The sequence below is a fragment of the Stenotrophomonas sp. WHRI 8082 genome, assembly GCF_040223995.2.
In the GTDB taxonomy this organism is placed as follows: domain Bacteria; phylum Pseudomonadota; class Gammaproteobacteria; order Xanthomonadales; family Xanthomonadaceae; genus Stenotrophomonas.
This window is the reverse complement of record NZ_CP167826.1, coordinates 2,950,438-2,966,621: the sequence shown is the minus strand read 5'-3', so window position 1 is coordinate 2,966,621 and position 16,184 is coordinate 2,950,438. Positions and strand designations below refer to the sequence as shown.

General features: G+C 67.1%; 12 protein-coding genes. 3 read left to right on the top strand and 9 right to left on the bottom strand.

Features of this window, described 5'->3' with window-relative positions; all coding sequences use genetic code 11:
- Positions 1-2: 2 nt before the first annotated feature.
- Positions 3-1,505 carry an amidase gene (locus tag ABRP17_RS12865; protein WP_349985746.1) on the top strand — a complete coding sequence of 501 codons (1,503 nt, stop codon included), beginning with the start codon at positions 3-5 and terminating at the stop codon, positions 1,503-1,505.
- Positions 1,506-1,567: 62 nt separating this feature from the next.
- On the opposite strand, the gene ABRP17_RS12860 is transcribed toward ABRP17_RS12865, so the two are convergent.
- Complete coding sequence (locus ABRP17_RS12860; protein WP_188326337.1) at positions 1,568-2,551, bottom strand: LysR family transcriptional regulator; 984 nt, start codon at positions 2,549-2,551, stop codon at positions 1,568-1,570.
- A 209-nt stretch (positions 2,552-2,760) separates the two neighbouring features.
- Here ABRP17_RS12860 and cysK point away from each other — a divergent pair, with 209 nt between their 5' ends.
- Together cysK and ABRP17_RS12850 are read left to right on the top strand one after the other, a co-directional pair.
- Positions 2,761-3,720 (top strand): cysteine synthase A, encoded by a 960-nt coding sequence (gene cysK, locus ABRP17_RS12855; RefSeq protein ID WP_349985747.1) that lies wholly within the window; start codon positions 2,761-2,763, stop codon positions 3,718-3,720.
- 135 nt (positions 3,721-3,855) lie between these two features.
- On the top strand, positions 3,856-4,452 hold the full coding sequence (locus ABRP17_RS12850) for an O-acetyl-ADP-ribose deacetylase (protein WP_192081536.1): 597 nt from the start codon (positions 3,856-3,858) through the stop codon (positions 4,450-4,452).
- 60 nt (positions 4,453-4,512) lie between these two features.
- On the opposite strand, the gene ABRP17_RS12845 is transcribed toward ABRP17_RS12850, so the two are convergent.
- From ABRP17_RS12845 to ABRP17_RS12810, 8 genes are all read right to left on the bottom strand, one after another.
- Positions 4,513-5,640 carry an ABC transporter substrate-binding protein gene (locus ABRP17_RS12845; protein ID WP_349985748.1) on the bottom strand — a complete coding sequence of 376 codons (1,128 nt, stop codon included), beginning with the start codon at positions 5,638-5,640 and terminating at the stop codon, positions 4,513-4,515.
- Between the two features lie 129 nt (positions 5,641-5,769).
- Positions 5,770-6,774 carry a class I fructose-bisphosphate aldolase gene (locus ABRP17_RS12840; RefSeq protein WP_349985749.1) on the bottom strand — a complete coding sequence of 335 codons (1,005 nt, stop codon included), beginning with the start codon at positions 6,772-6,774 and terminating at the stop codon, positions 5,770-5,772.
- Positions 6,775-6,924: 150 nt separating this feature from the next.
- Positions 6,925-8,391 (bottom strand): pyruvate kinase, encoded by a 1,467-nt coding sequence (gene pyk, locus ABRP17_RS12835; RefSeq protein WP_188326332.1) that lies wholly within the window; start codon positions 8,389-8,391, stop codon positions 6,925-6,927.
- 361 nt (positions 8,392-8,752) lie between these two features.
- On the bottom strand, positions 8,753-9,382 hold the full coding sequence (locus tag ABRP17_RS12830; RefSeq protein WP_372487011.1) for an HAD-IA family hydrolase: 630 nt from the start codon (positions 9,380-9,382) through the stop codon (positions 8,753-8,755).
- 60 nt (positions 9,383-9,442) lie between these two features.
- Positions 9,443-10,618 (bottom strand): phosphoglycerate kinase, encoded by a 1,176-nt coding sequence (locus ABRP17_RS12825; RefSeq protein ID WP_349986798.1) that lies wholly within the window; start codon positions 10,616-10,618, stop codon positions 9,443-9,445.
- 157 nt (positions 10,619-10,775) lie between these two features.
- Entirely contained in the window at positions 10,776-12,122 is a 1,347-nt protein-coding gene (locus ABRP17_RS12820; RefSeq protein ID WP_372487010.1) for a DUF3999 domain-containing protein, read from the bottom strand.
- A gap of 8 nt (positions 12,123-12,130) precedes the next feature.
- Entirely contained in the window at positions 12,131-14,821 is a 2,691-nt protein-coding gene (locus ABRP17_RS12815) for a DUF2339 domain-containing protein (protein WP_349986797.1), read from the bottom strand.
- Between the two features lie 89 nt (positions 14,822-14,910).
- Entirely contained in the window at positions 14,911-16,065 is a 1,155-nt protein-coding gene (locus ABRP17_RS12810) for an N-acetylmuramoyl-L-alanine amidase (protein WP_349986796.1), read from the bottom strand.
- Between the last annotated feature and the right edge of the window lie 119 nt (positions 16,066-16,184).

The following is a 16,184-nucleotide window of genomic DNA, read 5'->3' as shown; positions in this document are numbered from 1 at the left end:
CCATGGCACCCATCAATCGTCGACAGTTCCTGGCCGCCGCAGCCACCCTTACCGCGAGAGGGGCGGCGACGTCACGAAGCCCGGCGCGCGCGCCTTGGCAGCTGACGGCGCGCCAGGCCGCGACAGGCCTGCGGTCGGGCACGCTGACGTCCACGGCGCTGGTGCGCAGTTGCCTGCGTCGGATCGACGAGGTCAATCCATACGTCAATGCCCTGAACTTCGTCGATGCGGAGGGCGCGCTGCGCGCTGCCGCTGAAGCCGACAAGGCACTGACCGAAGGGCGCAGCAGCGGCCCGCTGCACGGAATTCCCGTCGCCATCAAGGACAACACCAATGTGCGCGGCCAACCGATGACCAACGGCGTGGTTGCACTGCGTGACAACATCGCCATCGCCGATGCGCCGCAGATCACCCGCCTGCGCCAGGCCGGGGCGGTCCTGCTGGGCCGCAGCAACACCCCGTGTTTTTCTTTCAGCTGGGATGCCCGCAACGATCTGCATGGCACCACGTGGAATCCCTGGAGCCCCTTGCATACACCGGGGGGATCCAGCGGCGGCGCGGCCTGCGCGGTGGCGACCGGCATGGTGCCGCTGGCGCAGGGCAACGACATCGGCGGATCCATCCGCTACCCCGCTTACTGCTGCGGCGTGCCGGGCCTGCGCCCTACCCCCGGCCGGATCCCTGGCCTGTTCAGTCCTGCCCGTGGCGAGGACGCGCTGGGGCTGCAACTGATGTTGGTCGAGGGCCCTATCGCACGATGCGTCGACGATCTTCGCCTGATGCTGGACGGGTTCAGCGGTTTCGATCCGCGCGTGGCCGGATCGATCCCACTGCCCTTCCCGGGCAGTACCGGCAGTCAGCCTCCGGTGATCGGGGTGGTGCGCGAGGATGCCATCTGTGCACGCTCGGCCACGGTGAGCGCGGCACTGGAACGGGCCGTGATTGCCTTGCAAGCCGCCGGCTACCGGGTGCAGGAACTGCGCGTGCCGGAGCTGGAAGAGGCGTGGCGGTTGTGGTGGTTGCTGGTGATGGAGGAAACGCGTGCCTTGTTGCCGGACATCGAGCGCGATGGTGACGCACCGATCAAGGCGTGGATTCGCTACAACTACGCCATCGCCGCCGAAATGTGGGGGCCGCATCCCACCCTGTCCGACTACATCCGTGGCTACACACGCAGGGCCGCGCTGATCGGCCGCGTGCAACAGACGCTGCAGTCCTATCCGATCCTTCTGCTACCCGTCGCCAACGACGAACCGATGCTGCACGGTCAGCATTACGCCTCGCTGCCGGCGGCACGTGCGGCCATCGCATCCGGCTGGCCGTTGATGGCGTTACCTGTGCTGGGCTTCCCCTCGCTGGTCGTGCCAACCGGGCTGGCCGAGGGTCTGCCCACCGGCGTGCAGCTGATGGGCAGGCGGTTCCATGAGCAGGACGTCCTGCGCATCGGCGAGGTGATCGAAGCCGCGATGCCCCGATTGACACCGATGGAGCCTGTCGGCGGCTGACGGGCGGGCCGGAGGATGTGATGGGGCGGCGGACGGCCAGCGGCCGTCACTACCGGGCTTCTTCAGGAGGTAATGGTCTGGGTCAGCGATTCCCAGGTCGGCGGCAGCGGCCACGCGGGCGCCTGGTTGCCGTCCAGCACGCGGCGCAGGTCGCGGGGATCGATCTGCGGTGCCAATACGTGCACCAGTTCCAGCGCGTAATCACGCAGCACACGGTCGCGCGGCAGCACGGCCCAGGCAATGCACTCGGCGATCGGTGCAGGGGCAACCCAGGCACGCAGATCGTGATCTGCGGCGCTCACGGCCATCTCAGCCAGCAATCCCACGCCCAACCCGCTGCGCACATAGGTCTTGATCAGGTCTGCATCCAGCGCCGTCAGCGCGATGTCCGGCGTGAGCCCGGAGCCGGCGAATGCACGCTGCAGGGACGAGGCCGTGCGCGTGGAGGATTCATAGCTGACCAGCGGGTGCGCCGCCAGGTCCGCCAGGTCCGGCGCGCGTCCGGTCCGGTCCAGCGGGTGGCCCTTCGGCACCAGCACCAGCCGACGCCAGCGGTACAGCGGCACGGCGATGCCTGCACTGGGCTCACCGCCGGCCGTGCTGATGATCGCAATGTCCGCGTCCCCTTGGCTGAGAAGGTCCAGCGCATCGCTTTCGGCGGCCTGCTGCAGGTGTACGCTGACCTGCGGATAGGCCTGCTTGATCCGCGCCACCGCCGGCGGCAGCACGAAACGCGCCTGCGTGTGGGTGGTGGTCAACACCAGTTGCCCTTGGCTTTCGCGACGCTGGTTGGCCGCATAGGTGCGGATGTTGTTGGCCTCGCCCAGCACGGCGCGGGCGCGGCTGATCACTTCAACCCCGGCCGGTGTCACCGATTCCAGGCTGCGGCCCCGGCGCACGAACAACAGGAAGCCCAGCTCGTCTTCCAGCTGCTTGAGCTGCTTGGACAAACCGGGCTGGGTGGCATGCACGCGTGACGCGGCGAGCGTGATGTTCAACTCGGCGTCGGCAATGGCCACCAGATAGCGAAGCTGGGTAAGCGTCATGACGGTGCGGGCAGGTGGGAAAGGGAGGAGAGATCCACTGTAGGGCAGATGTCATCACCAGCTTATAACCAAATGTTGTTTAAGACAGGTATCTGGTCATTTCCTGCTGTCATATGGCAGCGCTACGGTCAACCGGCCAGGGCGGATGGCAGCATCCACCGCCTTTCCTTTCCCTCCGCGCATGGCGCGGCACGTCCCCGGAGCGCCCCATGGCCCTGTACGATTCCATCCTCGACACCATCGGCAACACCCCCATCGTCAGGCTGCAGCGCCTGGCACCGGACCACGTCACCCTGTACGCGAAGGTGGAATCGTTCAATCCGGGCGGCTCGGTGAAGGACCGGTTGGCGCTGGCGATCATTCTCGACGCCGAGCAGCGCGGCGCACTGAAGCCCGGTGACACGATCGTGGAAGCCACGTCGGGCAACACCGGCGTCGCACTGGCCATGGTGGCCGCCGCACGCGGCTACAAATTCGTCGCCACCATGGTCGAGACGTTCTCCATCGAGCGCCGCAAGCTGATGCGCGCCTATGGCGCGAAGGTCATCCTGACGCCGGCGGCCGAACGTGGCAGCGGCATGGTGCGTCGGGCCGCAGAACTGGCCAAGGAACACGGCTGGTTCCTGGCCAGCCAATTCGCGAATCCGGCCAATCCGGCCTACCACCGCAATACGACCGCACCGGAGATCCTGCGCGACTTCGCCGGCAAGCGGCTGGACTATTTCGTCAGTGGCTGGGGCACGGGCGGCACCCTGACCGGCGTGGGCGAGGTGCTGAAAGTGGCCCGTCCGCAGACCCGCATCGTGGCGACCGAGCCGACCGGCGCGGCGCTGTTGAAGGGCGATGACTGGAAACCGCACAAGATCCAGGGCTGGACCCCGGACTTCGTGCCCGAGGTACTGAACCGCGATGTGGTGGACGAACTGCTGACGGTGGACGACGACCGCGCCATCGCCACCGCCCGTCGGCTGGCCGCCGAAGAAGGCATCTTCGTCGGCATTTCGGCCGGTGCGACCCTGGCCAGTGCGCTGGACGTGGCCGACCGCGCCGAACCGGGCGCGGTCATCCTGGCCATGCTGCCGGACACCGGGGAGCGCTACTTCTCCACGCCGTTGTTCGCCGACGTCAATGAAGGCTCCGACGACGAGTGGCTGGCCGGTCTGCCGTGAGGATCTGATCGCCTGTTCTTTTCCTGTTCGCACCGTGTGAGACGGTCATGACGCAGCCTGCATGCAGCCCCCGGTACGGTGGCGCATGCAACGCGGGCCGTTGCGCCGTTTCAACGACATCCAGGAGAAGTACGCATGAAGATCGAAGTGTGGCAGGGGGACATCACCACCCTGGCGGTGGATGCGATCGTCAATGCGGCCAATGAGTCCCTGCTGGGTGGCGGTGGCGTGGACGGTGCGATCCACCTGGCAGCGGGCCCTGGCCTGCTGGAAGACTGCGAGCGACTGCCGCAGGTCCGCCCCGGTGTCCGCTGTCCAACCGGTGAGGTCGTGGCGACAGACGCGCACGCCCTGCCCGCCCGCTTCGTGCTGCATACCGTCGGTCCGGTGTGGCATGACGGCCAGCGCGACGAGCGCGCCCTGCTGGCCAACTGCTATTGGAAGTCGCTGCAACTGGCTGAAAAGCTGGGAGCGCGTTCGATTGCCTTTCCAGCCATCAGCTGCGGCGTGTACGGCTATCCGCTGTACCGTGCCGCCGAAGTAGCGGCTACCGAGACCCTGGCCTGGCAGCGCAGCCATCGTGAGCCGCGCCGCATCATCCTGGTGGCCTACAACACCGCCACCTTCAAGGCTTACCAGCAGGCACTGGCAGCTGCCGGGCAACCGCTTGGCGACGCGGAGTCGAGCAGCTGGGCGGAGCGTATGCATGCTCCGCTCGCCGCGATGGCGTGACGACCGGCGGTCGCCACGCCTTCTGAGAGCCCTACCGCGAGCGCGGTCGCCCCTTCGCGATCAGGGAGTGTCCACGTCCACTGCCTCGGCGACCGGCACGGCGACATCCGCATTGGCGGCATCCCGCAGCGACAGTGATTCGCCGCCTTCATTGCTCACGCGCACCTGCACCACGGCCTGGCGTTCTTCCAGGCTCGCAACCACCAACTGGTAGCGGCCGGCCGGCAGGTTGGCCTGCAGGCGTGCGTTGGTGCCGCTGCCGCCATCGTCGTCACTGAGATCGATGGTCGGTCCGTTGAGCTGCAGCGTGGTGTCCACCTGGTCAGACAACGCATCGATCCGCACGGGGCCGGCCTGCGGCACGTTCAACATGAAACGGCGCTCGCCATCTTCCCGGCTCAGCAGCGCCTGCACGGTGATGCCCGGCGAGATCGTGGTGCCGTCGGTGGACATGATGTCAGCCGACAGCGCGGTGTTCTTGACGTCCAGGCGGAACTGCCCGCTGCTGCTGTCGTCGATCGACTTGACGGCCAGCGTGTAGGTGCCCGGCTCCAGCATCAGGTTCATGCGTGAATTGGTGGAGCTGCCGCCGTCGTCGTCTTCTTCATCCACGTTGGGGCCATGCAGCTCCAGCACCGTATCGAACGCGCCGGAGGCCAAGTCGATCTGGTACAGGCCGGCCTTTTCGACCTGCAGGGTGTACTCCTGACGGTCCGACGCCAGCAGGTCGACGATCTGCCCGCTGCCGACCAGCGGCTTGCCATCGTAGGGCACTACTTCGGCTGCCTGCAGGCGATAGGGGCCGTACGCGGATGCGCCGTCACCGTTGACTGCCACGCGATAGCGACCTGCGCCGTCGGCACGGAAGGTCACTTCCACCGGACCCTCTTCCGAGGCTTCACCGCGCGTCACCAGCGTGCCGTCTTCGCGGAACACCGACAATGCACCGGACAAGGCGCCGCTCAGCTTCAGCGAGACCGCCTGCTTGTCCTTCAGTTCAATCGCGTAGAGCTGGTAGCGGCTGCCATCGCTGAAACTCAGCGGGCTGGCCGAGGTGATCTCACCGACGGCGGTCTTGTCGAATCCGAGTGACGCCGCCTTGGCACCGTCGGCGCCTGCCTGCTTCAGTCCACAACCGCTCAGTGCCAATGCGAGCCCAGCGGCCAGCAGCGTCGTTGCAATACGCATGAATGTTCTCCCTGGCCTGTAAGGGAAGTACCGCGGGTCGGCCAGGCCCCGGGATGGCGACACCATACCCGGAAAAAACAAACGCCGGCACATGGCCGGCGTCTGCAGTGCATCAAGGGACGGTAGGACTCAGCCGTTCCACTTGCCCAGGGCGGCCTGGCCGTTTTCCTTGGCACGCTCGTACACGGTCTTCTGTGCGGCGGCGTAGTTGGCCTTGGTGTCCTTGCCCCACAGCGTCAGCGCGGCCTGCTGCATGGCACGGCCATAGGAGAACGTCAGCGGCCACGGCAGGTTGCCCATCTGGTTCATCAGGTTGAGGTGCTCGGTGGACTGCTCGTCGCTCTGCCCACCGGACAGGAACACCACGCCCGGCAGGATCGCAGGCACGGTGCTCTTCAGGCACATCACGGTCGACTCGGCCACTTCCTCGGCGTCGGCCTGCTCTTCGCAGTCCTTGCCGGAGATGACCATCGAGGCCTTCAGGATGGTGCCTTCAAGCAACACGTTCTGCTGGTACAGCGCGTCGAACAGCGAACGCAGGGTCGCCTCGGTCACTTCGTAGCAGGTCTCGATGTCGTGGTCGCCATCCATGATGACTTCCGGCTCGACCATCGGCACCAGGCCACATTCCTGGCACAGGGCGGCATAACGGGCCAGCGCATGGGCGTTGGACTCGATGCAGGTGCCCGACGGGATGCTTTCGCCGATGTTGATGACCGCACGCCACTTGGCGAAGCGCGCACCCAGCTTGTAGTACTCCTGCAGACGCTCACGCAGACCGTCCAGGCCTTCGGTGACCAGCTCGCCCGGGCAGCCCGCCAGCGGGTGTGCGCCCTTGTCGACCTTGATGCCCGGAATCATGCCGTTGTCGGACATGTACTTGGCGAACGGCACGCCGTCCTTGGTGGACTGACGGATGGTCTCGTCGAACAGGATCGCGCCGGAGATGTGCTCGTTGAGCTTCGGCGTGGTCAGCAGCAGTTCGCGGTAGGCGCGACGGTTCTCTTCGGTGTTCTCGATGCCGACGCTGGCGAAGCGCTTGGCAATGGTGCCGGTGGATTCGTCGATCGCGATGATGCCCTTGCCCGGGGCGACCATGGCCTGGGCGGTTTCAGCCAGCTGTTCGATGCTCATGTACTTCCTGTGGCGGGTGCGGGAAAAACGTGATTATAGCCCGCGCACGCCGTGACCTCGACGTGGAGGTCGGATGGAAACGATTCCAGACCATCAGCACGATCAGGCCGGCTCCCCTCTGCGGACAGAAGGGAGCCGGCCCGTGCGGGGTCAGAGCTCGCCCAGCCCCTTGGCCGTGCCGTCCACGCCGACTTCCAGCAGGCGCAGCGTGTTGGTGGCGCCATGGGTTTCCATGTGCTCGCCACTGGTGAACACGACGCGGTCACCGGCTTCCAGCAGGCCGGCGTCGGCCAGCAGGCGGATGCTGCCACGCGCCGCTTCACGCGGGGTCAGGCCGCGGCTGTCGAAGTTGATCGGGAACACATCGCGCATCAGCGCCATCTGCCGGCGCGCGCCGTCATGGCGGGTCACCGCGAAGACCGGCGCGGAGGCACGGAAGCGCGACAGGTAACGCGCGGTGCCGCCGGACTCGGTCATTGCCACGATGGCCCGCACGCCCACGTGCTGCGACAGGAACATGGTGGCCATGGCGATGGCCTGGTCGGCCCGTTCCAGGTTGCGCGGCGAGGCACTGAAATCGGTCTCGGTCTGGAACTGGCGTTCGGCCCCCAGGCAGATACGCGCCATCGCTTCGACCGCCTTGACCGGGTACATGCCCGCGGCGGTTTCGGCCGACAGCATCACCGCGTCGGTACCGTCGATGACCGAGTTGGCCACGTCCAGCACTTCGGCGCGGGTCGGGATGGGGCTTTCCACCATCGACTGCAGCATCTGCGTGGCGGTGATCACCACCTTGTTCTGCGCCAACGACGCCTTGATGATCTTCTTCTGCAGGCCCGGCAGCTCGGCATCGCCGATTTCCACGCCCAGGTCACCCCGTGCCACCATCACCACGTCACTGGCGTCGACGATCTCTTCCAGGTTCTCGATGGCTTCGGTGCGCTCGATCTTCGACACCAGCGCGGCGTAGCAGCCGTGCGATTCGGCGATCTCGCGGGCATCGTTCATGTCCTGCGCGTTGCGGCAGAACGAGACGGCGATGAAGTCCACGCCGATCTTCGCCACGATGCCGATCAGTTCTTTGTCGCGCTCGGTCAGCGCGCCCAGCGACAGGCCACCGCCCTGCTTGTTCAGGCCCTTGCGATCCGACAGCACGCCGTCGTTGAGCACGGTGTTGATGATGCGCTCGCCCTGCACTTCCACGACCTGCAACTGCATCAGGCCGTCATCCAGCAGCAGCACATCGCCCGGACGCACGTCCTGCGGCAGGCCGAGGTAGCTCACGCCGACCTGGGTGGTGTCACCGGCCGGTACGTTGGTCGCCGCCACCAGGTCGAAGCGGTCGCCGGCCTTGAGATGGATCTTGCCTTCGGCGAAGCGCTCGATACGGATCTTCGGGCCCGGCAGGTCGGCCAGGATGCCCACTTCCACGCCCACGCGGGCAGCGGCGGCGCGTACTTCGGCGGCACGCTTGGCCTGACCGGACGGATCACCATGGCTGAAGTTCAAGCGAACCACGTTGACGCCAGCGCGGAAAAGCTCCTCGAGGATGCCCGGCGGATCAGTGGCTGGGCCGAGGGTGGCTAGGATCTTGGTGCGACGCTGACGCTCGAACATGGTGGATGGGCTCCCGTTAAAGCAGAGAAATTAGCACATCCTTCACACGTCATGTATGCGGTTACATCGTTGCAGCGCCTCGGTCTGCCCGATGTCTGCAAGACAATACGGGTCAGCATTGTGAAAGCAGGTTTGTCCGCAGCGCATGTGGGCGCTGCCTTGGCGCCGCCGCCGCATGGTCGGCGAGCGCGCAGTGCGGCCTGCGTCCGGCATCGCGATGCCGGATACAGTCCGCCGAGCGTGGCTCGGCGCTACAGGACGCCGGTCACCCGGTAGCGCCGACCCGTGGTCGGCGAGCGCGCAGCGCGGCCTGCGTCCGGCATCGCGATGCCAGACGCAGGCCGCCGAGCGTGGCTTGATGCTACGGGAGCAGGGTCAACAGCGCCGCGGGCGCTTCTGCCAGCGTGCCTGCGCCGGCAGCCTGCAGCTCATCGGCACCACCAAACCCCCACAGCACGCCGATGCTGCGCAGTCCGTGATGACGCGCCCCTTCGATGTCCATGCGGCGGTCACCGATCATCCAGCACTGCGCCGGCTGCACTGACAGCCGCGACAGCGCCTCGGCCACCAGTTGCGGCTTGCTGCTGCGTAACCCGTCCGCCGTGGCGCCGATCACATCCTCAAAGCAGTCCCCGAACGGCAGGTGCTCGACGATGCGCCGCGCATGCGGCTCGTTCTTCGCCGTCACCACCGCCAGCCGATGACCGCGCGCCTTCAGCGCGCGCACCACGTCTTCGATGCCGTCAAACACCGCATGCTCATTCCAGCCGTGGGTGTCGAAACGTTCGCAGTACAACGCGACGGCCTGCTCGACCTTCGCCGCATCGTTGAATACCGGACCGAAGCTGGTCCGCAGTGACGGGCCTATCCAGCTGCGCAACGTCGCTGCAGGCGGCGCCGGATGCTGCATCTGCTCGAACGCATGGGTGATGCAGCGGGTGATGCCCACCTGCGAATCAATCAACGTGCCGTCGAGGTCGAAGAACAGCATCTCATGGCCCGCATCGGCCAAGCGCGTCTCGACGCTGGCCGTGGTCAGGTCGTCCGACACTTACGCACCCCGCGCTTCGAGCGCGGCCACCGCCGGCAGGGTCTTGCCTTCCAGGAACTCCAGGAACGCACCCCCACCGGTGGAGATGTAGCTGACGTCGTCGGCGATGTGGAACTTGTCCACGGCGGCCAACGTGTCACCGCCACCGGCGATCGAGAAGGCCTTGGAGGTGGCGATCGCGCGCGCCATTGCCTCGGTACCCTTGCTGAAGGCGTCGAATTCGAACACGCCGACCGGCCCGTTCCAGACCACGGTTCCGGCCTGCTGGATCAACTGCGCGTACTGCGTCGCCGTCTGCGGGCCGATATCCAGGATCAGGTCATCTTCGGCCACCGCGTCGACCGCCTTCACCGTCGCTTCGGCGTCCGGCAGGAACTGCTTGGCCACCACCACATCGGTCGGCAGCGGGATCTCAGCGCCCCGCGCCTTGGCATCGGCCACGATCTTCTTCGCGGTGTCCAGCAGGTCCGGCTCATACAGCGACTTGCCGACCGGGTATCCGGCCGCCGCGATGAAGGTGTTGGCGATGCCCCCCCCTACGATCAACTGGTCCACCTTGCCGACCAGGCTGGCCAGCAGCTCCAGCTTGGTGCTGACCTTGCTGCCGGCGACGATGGCGAGCAGCGGCTTGGCCGGCTCTTTCAGGGCCTTGGCCAGCGCATCCAGCTCGGCCATCAGCAGCGGCCCACCGGCAGCCACCGGGGCGAAGCGGATCACCCCATGGGTGGAGGCCTGCGCACGGTGCGCCGTACCGAAGGCATCCATCACGAACACGTCGCACAGCGCGGCGTACTTCTTCGCCAGCGCCTCGTCATCCTTGCCCTCGCCCGCGTTCATGCGGCAGTTTTCCAGCAGCACGATCTGGCCCGGCTGCACGTCCACGCCGTCCACCCAATCGCGAATCAGCGGCACGTCACGGCCCAGCAGCTCCGACAGGCGGGTGGCGACCGGCTGCAACGAGTTTTCCTCACTCCACTGCCCTTCCTGCGGGCGGCCGAGGTGGGACGTCACCATCACCGCCGCGCCCTGTTCCAGCGCACGCTTGAGCGTTGGCAGCGAGGCCGTGATGCGCTGCTCGGAGGTGATCTGGCCGTTCTCGATCGGAACGTTCAAGTCCTGTCGGATCAGCACGCGCTTACCGGCAAGGTCGAGATCGGTCATGCGGACGATGGACATGGGCAACTCCTGGTCGATGGTAGGGGCGCCGCGAAGGGCGCAGCCCACTATTGTCCGGGGTGTCACGACGCATCGCAAACCGGGATAGGTGATTGACGTCTGCACGCCATTGCGTCGCCGCGCAGGGTTGACGGCCAACGGCCGTCCCTACCCTCGGTCAGGCGTCCGCAGGCTTCTGCCGCAGCACGCTCAAGGCCAGCCCACCGACCACCAGCACGCCCAGGATCAGCAGCGACCACAGCAGCCATCGCTTCCAGTCGCGCGGTGCCTGCAATGCCGCTTCACCCGCCAGCACCTCCGGCGGCCCTTCCAGGCGCGCCAGGCTCGGCTGCCACTCCGGTCCATTGCGTGAACGCAGGTCAGCAATCACCACGCCCACCGGTGCGTCCTGCCGCGATGCGGTCGCGCTGCCCACGGCCAAGGCATACGGCGCGGCCCCTTGGCTCAGGAACATCAGAACTTCGGGACGGTACCCCAGGCGCAGCAGCGGAACGGTGGCACTGTTCGCCGGATCAGCCACCAGCTTCCAGTAGCGATCCCGCGTCGTCTCGCCGAGCTCGCGCGGAGGCGACTGCTGCTGCCCGGCCGCGTCCGCCTGCACCTGATACGCCACCCACGGCGCCGTGCGGCGTTGCCAATCCGCGCCTGGATCATCGCGACTGAAGGCCGTCCATTGCACCAGGCTGTTGCCGGTGGTTGCCACGTCCAGCCGACCGATCGGGAAGCGACCGTCCAGCTCGAACTCGAACGCGCCATCGGCCTGTTGCTTCGGCTGCAGCGTCAGCCACTCCCAGGGAATCGTTGCCGGTGCCGGCGGCACCTCGGCCAGCACGCCGCGCAACGCCGGCAGTGCCTGCGCATCGTTGCCCAGCACGCGCACGTAGCGCGCGCCATGGCCGATCTCGATCCTCCGTTGCAGCAGACGCTTGCCGGCCCGCTGCAGATCCACCAGCGGCACCTGCGCATCGATCTGCTGCCAGTTGCGCAGGTCATCGCTGACATCCACCTGCACGTTGACCTGCAGCGGCTGCTCGCGCTCGGCCCAGTCCAGTACCAATGCCGCCAGCGGTTGCTGGCCCAGCACGCTGGCGTCGATCAGCCAGCCCGCGGAGGGACCTGTGCCCGTGCTGGCGCCCACGCGGGCTTCCACACGGCGGACGCGGCCATCGGCATCGCGTTCGGTGAGCAGCTGCAGATCGTTGCGGCTGCGCGCATCCAGTGCCGGCAGGGCGAACCACGGCAGCTCACGCTGCACCGGCGGCTGCGCAAGGGGCTGGTCCGGCGCCAGCAGGGCGGACGGCAGCGCCTGCCCGGTCGCGTTGTAGACCTGCACATCGGCCAGCTGCGGCGACCACGCACGCCGGTAGATTTCCGGCTCCAGTACGACCCGATACGCACCGGACTGCTCGCTGGACAAGCGCAGCGGCCATTGCTCGACATACTGCTGCCGGTGCTCCTGGGCCAGCGCGGCAGGGGTCACGCACAGCGCCATCATCAGCGCCATCCAGGTCTTCATGCAGCTTCCTCCACGGTCTGCGACGGGCGCGGGGGCGCCGGCGCGAAGTAGCCCACGACCGTGCACAGCAGGCCGTAGGCGATGAACGATGCAATGCCCAGCAGGTTACCCAAGTGGTTGCGATCAATCAGGATCAACTTGGCCAGCACCACGGCCATCAGCACCGCGCCGACGGTCCACAACACCCGCTGGCTGCGGCGCGAGCCCCACACCCAGGCAATAACGCCCAGCACGCTCCACACCACGGTGAGGCTGGTCTGCGCGAGGCTGGACGACCACAGCGCGTCATTCCAACGCACATCGCCCCAGTGGTGCACGGCGTGCAGGGTCACGCTGGTGATGGCGATGAAACCGGCGATGGCCAGTACCGGCACGCGGATCCGCTGCAGCACGGCCGGTGCCTGCGTCGAATACAACCAGCGCGCGGCCAGCAGCAGCATGACCCACTGTGCAAGTTCGGACGGATTGACCACCGGCAGCCACGGCAACGGATCCGGCCAGCCCGGCACGAAGTGCAGGAACAGCCAGGCGATACCCAGCACGCCGAACAGCACCATCTGCAGCAATGGACGTGCCGGATCGAACGCCGCCCCCAGTGGCTGGCTGATCCAGCGCCAACGGTGCATGGTCAGCGCCACCAGCACGATCCAGGGCAGCAGCACCATCACGATCTCCCAGCCCTGCGCGATGTTGAGGCGACTGGCCACCTGCTGCAGCGCAAGTGACAACACGCACGGCCACAGCAGCCACCACAGGAACTGCGCTAGCCGCGCCAGCTTGCCCGCGCCCTGGCGCAGCGCATGCAGCGAACGGGTACCGAGCACCGCGACCAGTGCCCATGCCAGGCCGCCATATCCCGCGAACGGCTGGCGGTGCATCGCCACCTGGGCCAGCAGCAACGGGAAGGCCAAGGCGAGCATCGCCAACGTGGTCAATCCGAGCGCACGCGCCGGCTGCCGGCGGTGCACTTCCGCTGCCAGCCAGCCGGTCAGCGCCGTCAGGATCAGCAGCGCAGCCGGTTCATGACGGCTGGGCAGGAAGCGCAGGCTTTCGGCCGACAGCCCCACCAGCCACCACGACAGCGCCCACAGGTAATACACCAGCGCGATGCTGTCGCGACCGTGGCGACGATAGCTCCACGCTGCGGCAAAACCGGCCACGGCAATCAGCAGCACGCCCATCGCGGTGGGATTGAGCAGGAAGCGTGCGTCGCCGTCCCAGTAATCGGCACCGGCCACGAACGCAAACGCGGCGGCGATCTGCAGCAGCGCACCACTGATCTGCGGCAGGCGGCGCTGCTGGCGCAGGCCGAGCCAGACAAGCCCAGCGCCTTCCAGCGCGAAGATGGCACCGGTAACGCGCGCGGACAGGGCCAGTGGCACCGCCAGCGTGGCAAAGCCCACCGCCAGTACCGCGTGCGACTGCGCCAGCACCGCGAACGAGCGGCGATGGATCAAGGCGCGGGCCAGCACGGCATACAGCGCTGCCACGCCGACCGCGATGCAGGCCAGCAGCATGGGTTGGTCATGCAGCATCGCGGCCTGCAGCGAGAACGCGACCAGCGGCGTGCCGAACACCAGGCTGCCGTCGACCAGGTCGCGCTTCTCCGCTGGCTGGCGACGCGCGTACAGCAACGGGATCAGCAGGTAGAAGGCGAAGAACAGCACGAGGAACGGCTGCGTGCTTGGCAGGTCCTGCGGCCGGTACTGCAGCACGCCCCAGGCGATGCCGATGCCGAAGGTGAACGCGAAGCCGAGCAGGTTCAGCACGCGCCACGGACGGAACCAGGCGATAGCGAAGATGCCCGCGTTGAGCACGGCGTAGTAACTGAAAAGACCAACGTGGTTGCCGCTGCCGGTGGACAGCCAGAGCGGCGCCATGAAACCGGCCAGGATGCCCAGCACCGCCAAGGTGCGCGAATCCTGCACCACGGCCAGCACACACAGGCCCGCCACCAAGGCGATGCTGGCGATGAACGCCGGCAGCGGATCGACCAGGTGGTAGATCTTGAAGGCAGCGAACACAGTCAGCAGCAGGACGCCGATCGCCCCGCCCTGCAGCGCCAACGCGAAGAGGCGGCGGCTGCCGCGCTGCTTCCAGCCGAATACCAGCAGGCCCAGCGCACCCACCGTGATGCCGGCCAGGCGCAGCTCGATCGGCACATCCAGCAGGCCCTGGTCACTTACATATTTCAGCAGCGCCGCAACGCCAGCCAGCAGCACCAGCATGCCGATCTTCACCGGCACGTTGCCTTCGGTGAACCAGCGCTTGGCAGCGCTCAGCGCGCGCTCCACCGCATTCGGGCCGGAGGGCGGCGGCGGTGCGACGTAGGCGGGCTGCGGCGTGGCCTCCTGGGTGCCGGGCGGAAGCGGCGGCGGCGCGGCAACGGAGGCGGCGACCTCGCGCACGGGCGGCGCGACCACCGGTCGCTCGACATCATCCGCATCGGCAGCCGCTGCCTGCACCGGCCACGGCTGGATCGGCGGCAGCGGATCCCACGTGGCCGAAGCGGGAGCGGCCGCATCAGCGATGGGCGGCTGCGCGTGCGGTGATGCCTCACGCCCCAGCAGGGCTTCTTCCAGAACGCCTACCCGGCGCCGCAGGCCGGCGATCTTCACCAGGGCGACCACCAGCAACAACGGAATAGCCAGCAGCACCAGCACCAGCATGACAATCAACGCTTCCATTCAACGGCTTCCTGCTGTCGCTACGGGGCCACGATGGCGCCGACGGGCCGTGCCATGCTACGTCAAGCCGAGCCTGCTGGGCGCGCTGGTCACTGGCAGACGCGTTCGCCCCCTGCACCCATCCCCTGCTGGAACGCGTCATAGCCCTCGCGCAGGCCCTCGGCAACGGCCGCCTGGAATTGCGGATCCTGCAGTGCAGCCGCGTCCTGCGGGTTGGTGTGGAAGCCAAGTTCGATCAGGATGGAGGGCGCCAGTGCAAGGCGGTTTTCACCGAAGTTGCCGGTGCTCGGCTGCACGCGCACACGATAATCGGCATAGGCCGGCACCTGCCGGATGGCATCGCGCATCTTGCACAGCAGCACATGCCCCAGCCGCTGGTCTTCGCTGCGACCGGACTGATGGAAGGCCATCATGCCGGTGGCCAATGGATCGGCGGCATTGGTATGCAGGTGCACCAGCACACCGGCCCCCACTTCATTGGCCATCAGCGGGCGGCTGCGGATATCGTCGTTGTACTCGCGCAGCGGCGTGCTGCGGTCGGCGTAGCTCTGCCAGATGTCCGGGCGGTCCGGATACAGCGCCTGCGCGTGATAGCGGGCGGCCATCTGCCACCAAGGTTTACCGGCGACCGGATGCAACGCCGTCTCCACCGAGCGCGAGAACGCCCAGCGCACCTTTTTTCCATCCAGGGCGTCCGCGAATTTCTGGGCGAACTGCGGCGTCATCAGATCTTCGATCATGCCGTTTCGGAGCGGGCGCTGCAGGTACCACGTGGTGCCGCCGTGCAGGTACCAGCCATGGCTGGCCGAAATGAAAACGTCGACCCCTGATGCCCCCTCATCGAGCGGATTGTGGGCACGCGGGCGCGCCGGCGGCGACGGGAAATAGTGTTCAAGGCGGTGGCCGTTGAAGCGGAATTCCAGCGACGGCGGCATGGCCCCCTGCTGCTCACGCTGCAGCATTACCGCCAACCGGATCGCCTGCAGGCGCGCATCCAGCTCAGCCGGTATCTGCGGGCCACGCACATCGGCGAGCAAACGGCTGCCCAGTTCAACGGTCCAGCTGCCATCGGCAGCCGTGGACGCGCGTACCGTGCCGGTCGAAGGTGCGAGCGGCCGCTCCATCTGCTGCACGATAGCCGCCACGATACCCGCATCGTCCGGCGGGGCAGCCGTCGCCCCCTGCACCGTTGCAACAACGCAGAACAGCCCTGCAGAAAGCAGTGGGAAGAGAGGGTTCGACATGACGGTGCCTTACGAAGAGGAACGACAGATTTAGCATCCATGGCGTGTCCTCGGCTGTCGGAAAACCGCCTGTCGCGTGGGCTTCGTGATCGCCGACACAGGCCTGAAACGACGAACCC

Coding starts and splice junctions, on each gene's coding strand:
- ABRP17_RS12840 (WP_349985749.1), bottom strand. CDS start 6,774: ATGAGCATCGAACAGCTGGCTGAAACCGCCCAGGCCATGGTCGCCCCG.
- ABRP17_RS12815 (WP_349986797.1), bottom strand. CDS start 14,821: ATGGAAGCGTTGATTGTCATGCTGGTGCTGGTGCTGCTGGCTATTCCG.
- ABRP17_RS12860 (WP_188326337.1), bottom strand. CDS start 2,551: ATGACGCTTACCCAGCTTCGCTATCTGGTGGCCATTGCCGACGCCGAG.
- ABRP17_RS12845 (WP_349985748.1), bottom strand. CDS start 5,640: ATGCGTATTGCAACGACGCTGCTGGCCGCTGGGCTCGCATTGGCACTG.
- ABRP17_RS12825 (WP_349986798.1), bottom strand. CDS start 10,618: ATGTCCATCGTCCGCATGACCGATCTCGACCTTGCCGGTAAGCGCGTG.
- ABRP17_RS12820 (WP_372487010.1), bottom strand. CDS start 12,122: ATGGCGCTGATGATGGCGCTGTGCGTGACCCCTGCCGCGCTGGCCCAG.
- ABRP17_RS12810 (WP_349986796.1), bottom strand. CDS start 16,065: ATGTCGAACCCTCTCTTCCCACTGCTTTCTGCAGGGCTGTTCTGCGTT.
- pyk (WP_188326332.1), bottom strand. CDS start 8,391: ATGTTCGAGCGTCAGCGTCGCACCAAGATCCTAGCCACCCTCGGCCCA.
- ABRP17_RS12865 (WP_349985746.1), top strand. CDS start 3: ATGGCACCCATCAATCGTCGACAGTTCCTGGCCGCCGCAGCCACCCTT.
- ABRP17_RS12850 (WP_192081536.1), top strand. CDS start 3,856: ATGAAGATCGAAGTGTGGCAGGGGGACATCACCACCCTGGCGGTGGAT.
- cysK (WP_349985747.1), top strand. CDS start 2,761: ATGGCCCTGTACGATTCCATCCTCGACACCATCGGCAACACCCCCATC.
- ABRP17_RS12830 (WP_372487011.1), bottom strand. CDS start 9,382: ATGCTGTTCTTCGACCTCGACGGCACGTTGATTGATTCGCAGGTGGGC.